Here is a 9260-nt window from a genome sequence, read left to right on the forward strand (position 1 = left end):
CCATGCTACGCATGGTCCCCCTCCCCGTGCCGGGGAGGATCAATCCGCGATGGGGGTAGCCGTATTGATCCGGAACGGCGCGCTGCGCACCGGGACGCCCGTGTCCGGCTGGCCCGAGCCGACCGAAGCGTGATAATCGCCCTTCATCACCAGCCGCTGGCCATTGGCGTCCACCGCGCTCAAGTCACGCGGGCTGAGCGTGAAGGTCAGGCTCCGGCGTTCGCCGGGGGCCAGATGCACCCGCTGAAACCCGCGCAGGGCGACACGCGGTGCGCCCTCGACCCTGGGGAAGTTGAGATAGAGCTGTGCCACCTCGTCCCCTTCGCGGCGGCCGGTGTTGCGCACCTCGGTCGTGACGGTCATGCTGCCGTCCGCACCGGGCTTCACCGACAGCGGCGCATAGGCGAAGCTGGTGTAGCTCAGGCCATAGCCGAACGGGTAAACCGGAGTGCCCGTGAAGTAGCGATAGGTCCTCCCCTTCATCGCATAGTCGCCGAACGGCGGCAGATCCTCGACCGAGCGGTAGAAGGTCAGCGGCAGGCGACCGGCCGGGTTGGTCTTGCCCGACAGGACATGGCCGACCGCCAGCCCGCCCGCCTGCCCCGGATACCAGGCCTCGATAATGGCATCGGCATTCGCCTTGGCCCAGGCGAGGTTCACCGGGCTGCCGTTCATCAGCACGACGATCAGCGGGCGGCCGGTCGCCTTGGCCTGTTCGAGCAGCGCCTGCTGGTCGGCGGGCAGGTCGAGCGTCGTCTTGTCGCCGCCCTTGAAGCCGGGGACCGCAATCGGTGCCTCCTCCGCCTCCAGATCGGAGGTCAGGCCGACGACAGCGACCAGCGCGTCGCTCGCCTTGGCCGCTGCACGCAGTTCGGCCACGGGATCGTCGGAAACCCGCTTCCACACCAGATTGATGCCGGTCAGGATGCGCGCCTCGGTCGTGACGGTGATCGGGTAGCGCCGCCCCTTTTCCAGCGTGACGGTCTTCATCGTCGGCAGGCTGTTCCACGACGCCTTGGTCAGATCGACGAAGGGCTGCCCGTCAAAACTCATCGCGCCGTTGAAGCCCGCGATGCCCAGCCGGTAGCGCCCCGTCTCCGGTGGCACGAGATAGCCGGTCCACACCGCGCGGTGCACGTCGCGGACCGAGGACAGGTCCAGGCTACGCGAGGCGGCATTGGCCTCGACGCGGGTGACGACGGGACGATCCTCGAATTTGGCGGTCTTCAGCCAGTCGTTCAGCGCGCCGGGGGCGAAGCGGTCGGGAATGCGACCGACGACGTTGTAATAGCGCGCCGTCAGGCCCGGCTCGCCGCTTTCGGTCTGGAGCGCGGTCGTCGGGATCGGATCGCCGTCCGTATAGGTTTCGCCAAAGGGCACATAGCGCACCTGCGCGCCCGGCATGGCCTGACGAAGCCCCTCGACCACCGAAATCCGCGGCCCCGACAGCGAGGACGAATAGTTTCCGCGCAACACCCGCGTCGCATCGCCCAGCGGGCCGATCACCGCGATCCTCGCATGGGCCTTGAGCGGCAGGATGCCCTTGTTCTTGAGGAGGACGAGGCTCTTCTCCGCGACCTCCAACGCCAGCGCGCGGTGGGCCGGCGTGTCGATGTCGCGGGGCGAACTAGTCTGGGTCGAAAGCGGGCGCAGCCCCGGCAGGTCGCCAGTGCGATAGCGTGCGGCGAACAACCGGGTCAGCGAGCGGTCGATGTCGGCGACCGAGATCAGCCCGCGCGACAGCGCCTCGCGATACGGATTGGTCAGCCCGTCCGTGTCGGTCAGCGTCGCATTGTTGCACTCATTGTCGACGCCCGCCCGCATCGCCGCCGCCACCGCGCTCGCCGCATCGGGGGCGTAGTGATGGTTGGCGGCGATGTCCTTCACCGCGTCGCAGTCGGACACGACATAGCCGCGAAAGCCCCAGCGCCCGCGCAGAGTATCCTTCAGCAACAGGTCGCTGGCGCAGGCGGGCTGGCCGTCGATCCGGTTATAGGCGCACATGATCGAACCCGCCCCGCCCTCGACGATCGCGGCACGAAAGGCAGGCAGATAGGTATCGACCAGATCATGCTGCGAAACATAGACATTGGCCTCATGCCGGGTCGATTCCGGGCCGCTATGCACCGCATAATGTTTGGGCGTGGCGACGACGTCGATCCGTGCCGGATCGTCGCCCTGCATCCCGCGCACGAAGGCGACGCCCATCCTCGCGGTCAGATACGGGTCTTCGCCGTACGTCTCCTGCCCCCGCCCCCAGCGGGGATCACGAAAAATGTTGATGTTGGGCGACCAGGTGTCCAGTCCGGTGCCGATCCGCCCCATCCGCCCCGTCGTTCGTGCCAGCGCGTGAAGGCCGCGCACTTCCGCGCTGATCGCCTGCGCCGTGCGGCCGACCAGTGCATCGTCGAAGGTTGCCGCCAACCCGACCGGCTCGGGGAAATTGGTCGTCGGCACCGGACCTAGCGCACCGTGCAGCGACTCCGTCCACCAGTTATAGGCAGGCACCTCCAGCCGGGGAATGGCGGGTGCGGTGTTGAGCAACTGGCCGAGCTTTTCGTCGGTCGTCATCCGGCCGACCAGCCGCGCCGCCAGCGCCTGGGCCTGTCCGGGGCCAGCCGCCGCCTGCCGCTGCGCCAGCACCATGCCGGAGGTCGGTAGCGCCAGAGCCGACAGGAACGCCGCAGGCCATGCCTTCATGCCAAATCACTCCCCTGAAACCCTATTTTTGATAACGGTATCACGAAAGCCGTCATCGTCCAGCATTCGATTTTCATACGGCTTTTCCATCCTCGGGCGGTGGACAGTCCCCTTTTAGTCCGACAAGATCACTCAAAGACCATTACGGGGAGGATCATCATGCGGCCCATCATCGCAAGGGCTTTCGCGAGCGCTATCACCATCGCCTGGATGGCTTGCGGACCAGCCTTGGCGGCGGACAAGATCGATCCGCTGGCCCCGACCGGCCGGTGGAGCGCCAATCAGGGCGGACAGGCCGCGCTGCCGCCGATGGGCTGGAACAGCTGGAACGCGTTCAACAGCGATGTCGACGAGGAAAAGGTCATGGCCTCGGCCAAGCTGATCGTAGACAAGGGCCTTCGCGAGGCGGGCTATCGCTACATCAACATCGATGACGGCTGGTGGCTACGCCGCCGCCAGCCCGATGGCCGCATGGTCATCCGCGCGGACAAATTTCCCTCCGCCGCCGCCGGGCCGAACCAGCAGACCAGCTTTCGCCCGCTAACCGACCGGCTTCACGCCATGGGGTTCAAGGCGGGGATCTATTCGGACATCGGGCGTAACAGTTGCGGCCAGGTCTATACCCCGAACTTCGCCAACCAGCCCGAGGGCACCATCGCCGAGCGCGAGGTCGGGCTGTACGGCCATATCGATCAGGATATCGCGCTCTATTTCCGCGAATGGGGCTTCGACTATATCAAGGTCGACGGCTGCGGCATTCGCGGGCTGGGCAAGGATAGCGAGCATGTCCGCAAGGGCGATTATCGCGAGTTGACGCCGCTGATCGACATGAACTCCCTCGCGCGCACCAACATCCCCGCGGTGCGCGCGCTCTACGATCATGTCGCCAGCGCCTTGAAGCGGGAGAACCCGGACGGCGACTATCTCTTCTCGCTCTGCCTGTGGGGATCGGCGGACGTGCGCAGCTGGGGCAAGCAGATCGGCAATGTCTCACGGACCAGCGACGACATCACCGCCCATTGGTCGCGGATGCTGACCAACCTCGATACCAGTGCCAGCCGTGCGCTCTATGCTCATCCGCACACCTGGAACGACCCGGACATGTTGTTCGTCGGCTCGGGCGAGTTCGACGCCAGCCACATGACCGAGGCGCGGTCGCATTTCGCGATGTGGGCGATGATGAATGCGCCGCTGCTGATCGGCTTCGACTTGCGCAAGGCCAATGCGGAGCAATTGGCGCTGCTGGGCAACCGGGCGATCATCGCGCTCAATCAGGATGCGGGTGCGAACCAGGCCGTGCCCGCCTATCTGTCCGACGACGTTCAGATCTTCGTGAAGAGCCTCGCCAATGGCGACAAGGCGGTGGCGATCCTCAACCGCACCGCCGCCCCGGTGCAGCCGGTCCTCACCGCCGATCACCTGAAGCTGCGCGGCGATGTCGCCATGACCGACCTGTGGACCGGCACGAAGAGCCGGTTTTCGGGCGAAACCAAGCTGACCCTCGCCCCGCATCAGACCCTGATCTACCGTGTGACCGGCACGCACCGTCTGGCGGACGGCCATTATCTGTCCGAGGCCCCCAGCGACGTGAACCCGGCCGAGGACGGCATCGCCACGCCGGAGGGCGATCCGACCATCCATCACGAACTCAGCCCCTGGGGCGGCAGCAAGGGGCCGGGCGACTTTCCGCAATATGCCGGATGGGGTGGCGCGCAGGCCGATCGTACGCCGTTCGGCCGTCCCCTACGGCTGGGCGGCAAGGTCTATGACACCGGGATCGGCGTGCTCGCCAATTCGCGGCTGGAGGTGCGCAATCGCGGCCAGGCGCGCTTCGACGCGATGGTCGGCATCGACGACTCCGCCACCGCGCGCGGACGGCGGGTGGTGTTCGAGGTTTATGGCGACGGCAAACTCCTCACCCGCTCGCGCCCGGTCGCGCTCAACGAAGCGCCGGTGGCCGTCGAGGCGGACGTGCGCGGCCGCAAGCTGATCGAGCTGGTCACGCGCGCCGATAGCGCTCCCGACGCAGCGCTGCCCGTCATATGGGCCGATGCGCGCCTGACCGGCTGACCAACATTCGCCCCAACTTACATGGCCTTGCCGTTTGACGCAGGCCATGCAAAAGTTCCGGCAAAGGATAAGGGAGAGGGTGATGAAACCCAATTGGCAGGGGCCATCGCTGACGCGTCGTCAGCAACTGGCCGGGATCGCAGGCGGCCTAGCGATGGGAGCGCTACCCAGCTCGCTATGGGCGCAAGGTGCGCCGTCACTGCGCGATCTGGCGGCGCAGAAGGGCATCCTGTTCGGCACGGCGATCAATGCGGGCCGAGGGTCGCCGATCAACGATCCGGGCTACGGCGCGATCGTCGCGCGCGAATGCGGGGTGTTGGTCCCCGAAAACGAGATGAAGGTCTATGTGCTGGGCAATGACCCGGAACGGCTGAACTTCGGCCCCGCCGACCGCATCGCCGGGTTCGCCCGTGACAACCGCATGAAGCTGCGCGGTCACACGCTCCTCTGGAATTACGAGAAATATATCTCGCCCGCGCTGGCCGAGACGGTGACGAAGACCGGCGCGGAAAAATGGCTGCGCCGCTATATCGCCGCCGTAGCGGGGCATTTCGGCGACCAGATCTATAGCTGGGACGTGGTCAACGAGACGATCGATCCCAAGACCGGCGAGGTTCGGGGCACTGTGTTCGACAAGGCGCTGGGCTTCGACGTGTTCAAGATCGCCTATGAAGCCGCGCGCGAACATGCGCCTCGTGCCCAGCGCGTCTATAATGATTACATGTCGTGGGAGGTCGGCAACGAGACGCACCGCGCGGGCGTGCTCCGCCTGCTGGAGCGGTTCCGCAAGGAAAACGTCCCCGTCGATGCGCTCGGCATCCAGAGCCATCTCGGCAATGACGGCAGCCACTCGAAAGTCCAGCGTGCCGAGTGGAAGCGTTTCCTCGATAGCGTCACGGCGATGGGCTATCGCCTGCTCATCACCGAATTCGACATCAACGACCGCGAGATGGCGAAGGACATCGCCCAGCGCGACGCGCAGGTCGCCTCGGTCGCCAAAAGCTATCTCGACATGATGCTGGCCTATCCGCAGCTCGACCAACTGCTGTGCTGGGGTCTGTGGGACAAGCATAGCTGGCTGAACGGCTTCGCCCCGCGCGCCGATGGCCTGCCGCAGCGCCCCCTGCCCTATGACGATGCGCTGAAACCCAAGCCGATGCGCGCCGCCATCGCCGACGCGCTGCGTGCCGCCCCCGTCCGAAAGTCCGTCGCATGATCCGCCTGCCCCTCGCCGCCCTGGCCCTTTCGCTCGCCGTGGCGGGCACGGCGTCCGCCCAGACCGCGACCTTCGACCGCTTCACCTATCAGGGCCGCTCGATCGAGCAGGCGAAGCCGAAAGCGGGCGAGTATCTGAACCCGATCATTTCGGGCTATTATCCCGATCCGTCGGTGACGCGGGTGGGCAAGGACTATTATCTCGTCAATTCGTCCTTCGCGCATTTCCCCGGCCTGCCGATCTTCCATTCGACCGACCTCGTCCACTGGACCCAGATCGGCAATGCGATCGACCGGCCGGGGCAGCTGGATTTTGCCGGGCGCTCGGTATCGGAAGCGGTGTTCGCGCCCGACATCAGCCATCACGACGGCACCTTCTACATCGTCAACACCTGCGTACAGTGCCGGGGCAATTTCGTCATCACCGCCAAGAATCCCGCCGGTCCCTGGTCCGACCCGATCTGGCTGCCCTTCGAGGGGATCGACCCGTCCATTTATTGGGAGGGCGACCACGCCTATATCGTCAACAACCGCGCGCCCGACGAGACGCCGCGCTATGACGGCCACCGCGCCATCTGGATCCAAGAATATGACTGGCGGGCGGGCAAGATGGTCGGCGAGAGCACGCAGCTGGTCAATGGCGGCGTCGACCTTTCCAAAAAGCCCGTCTGGATCGAGGGGCCGCATATCTTTAAGAAGGACGGCTGGTATTATCTGACCGCCGCCGAAGGGGGCACCAGCGTCAATCACTCGCAGGTCGTGCTGCGCTCGAAGGAGCTTCGCGGCCCCTATGTGCCCTTTGCGAACAACCCGATCCTGACCCAGCGCGATCTCGATCCCAAGCGCCCGCATCCGATCAGCGCGGCGGGCCATGCCGAGCTGGTCCAGACGCAGAATGGCGACTGGTGGGCGACCTTCCTGGCGACGCGGCCCTATGCCGACGACTATTATAATATCGGGCGCGAGACCTTCCTGCTGCCCGTGACCTGGAAGGACGGCTGGCCGATCATTCTCGAGCATGGCAAGACGGTGCCCTGGACCCACAAGGTCCCGAACCTGCCCTCATCGCCCGCGCCCAAGCTGCCGACCAGCGGCGATTTCGGCTATACCGACGAGTTCGACGGCAACCGGCTGGCGATGCAATGGATCGGTGTGCGGACGCCCAAGGCGCCCTTCTATTCGGTCGCGAACGGCGCGCTGACGATGAAGGGCGGCGATGCGCTGGGCGACCGGCAGGGCGTGCCGGGCTTTGTCGGGCGGCGACAGCAACATGCCATCGCCGATGTCTCGACCACTCTGCGCTTCATGCCCAGCATGGACGGCGCCCGCGCCGGGCTGGTCGCGATGCAGAACGACTATGCCTATCTGTTCTTCGGCCTGACCCGCATCGACGGCCAGCCCCGCATCGCGCTCTACAAGCGGGAGGGGAAGAACACGCGCGACGAGACGGCGCCGGAGACGCTCATCGCCTCCGCCCCCTTTGCGCCCAAGGGGCCGGTGACGCTGACCCTCCACGCCAAGGGCGGGACGATGGCTTTCGACTATGAGAGCGGCGGCCAGCGCGCGACGCTGAAAAACGATCTCGACACCCGCTTCCTCAGCACCGCGCGCGCGGGCGGGTTCGTCGGGACCGTGATCGGCCCCTATATGTACACGCCGCGATGAGGGGGTTTCCCCTCGCGTTGCTGGCCGCCCTGCCCGCTTTGGCCGGAGCGCAGGTCTGGCAGTCGGATCGCGGCAACGGCACCTATGCCAATCCGCCGCTCTATGCCGATTATCCCGATCCCGACATCATCCGGGTCGGTAGCGATTTCTACTTCATCACCACGACCTTCGCGAACGTGCCCGGCCTGACCATCATGACCTCGCGCGATCTGGTGAACTGGCGCTTCGTCGGCCATGTCATCGACCGGCTGGAGGGCCTGCCGCAATATGATCTGAAGGACGGCGGCGCATATCGGAAGGGCATTTTCGCGCCCAGTCTGCGCTACCGAAACGGCGTCTTCTACATCGCGGTGACGCCGGTGGGCGAGAAGACGCGTATCTATCGCTCGAAGGATATTCGCGGTCCCTGGGAAATGAACCGGATCGGCGAAGCCGCCTTCGATCCGGGCCTGTTCTTCGACACCGATGGCAGCGCCTATATCATGACTTCGGTCGGCTCGGACGGCACCAACACACTTCTTAGCCTGGACCATGACCTGCGCACCGTGACCGACAAGCGCGTCGTCTATTACAACAAGGGCGCGGAGGGTTCGAAGCTCGTCAAGCGCGGCGATTATTACTACATGTTCAACGCCATTCCCCGGCGGCTGGGCATGACCGTGTCGCGCGCAAAAAGCCTGTTCGGGCCATGGGAGACGCGTGACCAGATCGACGACAAGACCGGCGGCCATCAGGGCGCGATCGTCGACCTGCCCGACGGCACCGATTATGGCTTCGTCATGGTCGATGCGGGCGCGGTCGGCCGGATGACCAATATCAGCCCCATGTTCTGGAAAGACGGCTGGCCGGTCTGGGGCACGCCGGACGCGCCGGGCCGCGTCCCTGCCACCGCGACCAAGCCGATCCAGGGCCAGAAGGTCAGCACCCTGCCCGCCTCGGACGACTTCTCCGCGCGGACGCTGGGCCTGCAATGGCAGTGGAACCACAATCCCGTCGCCAGCGACTGGTCGCTGACCGAGCGGCCGGGCTGGATGCGGCTGCGTGCGGGGCAGGCCCCCGCCTTGTGGAGCGCGCGCAACACCTTGCTGCAAAAGGGGCAAGGGCCGTTCAGCCGGGGGGCGGTGGCGATCGACACGACGCATATCCGTAGCGGAGACCAGTGCGGCTTCGGCACCTTCGGCAAATATAGCGGCCATATCGTTATCGGGCGGGGTGGCGACGGGCGACTGACCCTGACCATGCGGGTGATCGAGGACGTCGCCGCCGAAAAGGGCACGACGCAGAAGACCGATCTTCGCGTTGATGCCCGGCCCGTGACGGCAAGCCAGCTGTTCCTGCGCACGGACATGGACTTCAAGACCGACCGCGCGAGTGTCGCCTATAGCGTCGACGGGCGGGACTGGCAGGCTCTGGGCGGGGACTTCCCACTCGCCTTCGACTGGCGGACGGGGACGTTCCAGGGGCAGCAATATGCGCTGTTCTGCTACAATCCGGGACCGAAGGGCGGGTGGATGGATGTGGACAGCTTTACGCTGTCGGGGCGGTAATGCCTTGGCCTTCGACTTTGCTCAGGCTGAACGGAGCGAGGGGAAGGCCATACATCCCACCAT

Annotated in this window: 5 protein-coding genes; 4 read left to right on the plus strand and 1 reads right to left on the minus strand. The window is 65.7% G+C overall.

Annotated elements, in window-relative coordinates; genetic code table 11:
• Positions 1-39: 39 nt before the first annotated feature.
• On the minus strand, positions 40-2700 hold the full coding sequence (locus tag SP5_RS02645) for a glycoside hydrolase family 3 C-terminal domain-containing protein (protein ID WP_042483705.1): 2661 nt from the start codon (positions 2698-2700) through the stop codon (positions 40-42).
• 159 nt (positions 2701-2859) lie between these two features.
• Here SP5_RS02645 and SP5_RS02650 point away from each other — a divergent pair, with 159 nt between their 5' ends.
• The 4 genes from SP5_RS02650 (at position 2860) to SP5_RS02665 (ending at position 9197) form a co-directional block, all read left to right on the plus strand.
• Positions 2860-4770, plus strand: coding sequence for an NPCBM/NEW2 domain-containing protein (locus SP5_RS02650; protein WP_042483707.1), 1911 nt, complete (start codon positions 2860-2862; stop codon positions 4768-4770).
• Positions 4771-4852: 82 nt separating this feature from the next.
• Positions 4853-5986, plus strand: coding sequence for an endo-1,4-beta-xylanase (locus SP5_RS02655; RefSeq protein WP_042483709.1), 1134 nt, complete (start codon positions 4853-4855; stop codon positions 5984-5986).
• The gene (locus tag SP5_RS02660) at positions 5983-7650 is read left to right on the plus strand and encodes a glycoside hydrolase family 43 protein (RefSeq protein ID WP_042483712.1); all 1668 of its coding nucleotides are present in this window, start codon (positions 5983-5985) and stop codon (positions 7648-7650) included. Before SP5_RS02655 ends, SP5_RS02660 begins: the two co-directional genes overlap by 4 nt.
• Positions 7647-9197 carry a glycoside hydrolase family 43 protein gene (locus SP5_RS02665; protein WP_042483716.1) on the plus strand — a complete coding sequence of 517 codons (1551 nt, stop codon included), beginning with the start codon at positions 7647-7649 and terminating at the stop codon, positions 9195-9197. The genes SP5_RS02660 and SP5_RS02665 overlap by 4 nt, the downstream gene beginning before the upstream one ends.
• Positions 9198-9260: the final 63 nt, after the last annotated feature.

The organism is Sphingomonas parapaucimobilis NBRC 15100, from assembly GCF_000787715.1.
Lineage (GTDB): Bacteria > Pseudomonadota > Alphaproteobacteria > Sphingomonadales > Sphingomonadaceae > Sphingomonas > Sphingomonas parapaucimobilis.

Excerpts from the sequence above, each read along its gene's own strand:
- SP5_RS02645 (WP_042483705.1), bottom strand. The coding sequence starts at position 2,700 with ATGAAGGCATGGCCTGCGGCGTTCCTGTCGGCTCTGGCGCTACCGACC.
- SP5_RS02650 (WP_042483707.1), top strand. The coding sequence starts at position 2,860 with ATGCGGCCCATCATCGCAAGGGCTTTCGCGAGCGCTATCACCATCGCC.
- SP5_RS02655 (WP_042483709.1), top strand. The coding sequence starts at position 4,853 with ATGAAACCCAATTGGCAGGGGCCATCGCTGACGCGTCGTCAGCAACTG.
- SP5_RS02660 (WP_042483712.1), top strand. The coding sequence starts at position 5,983 with ATGATCCGCCTGCCCCTCGCCGCCCTGGCCCTTTCGCTCGCCGTGGCG.
- SP5_RS02665 (WP_042483716.1), top strand. The coding sequence starts at position 7,647 with ATGAGGGGGTTTCCCCTCGCGTTGCTGGCCGCCCTGCCCGCTTTGGCC.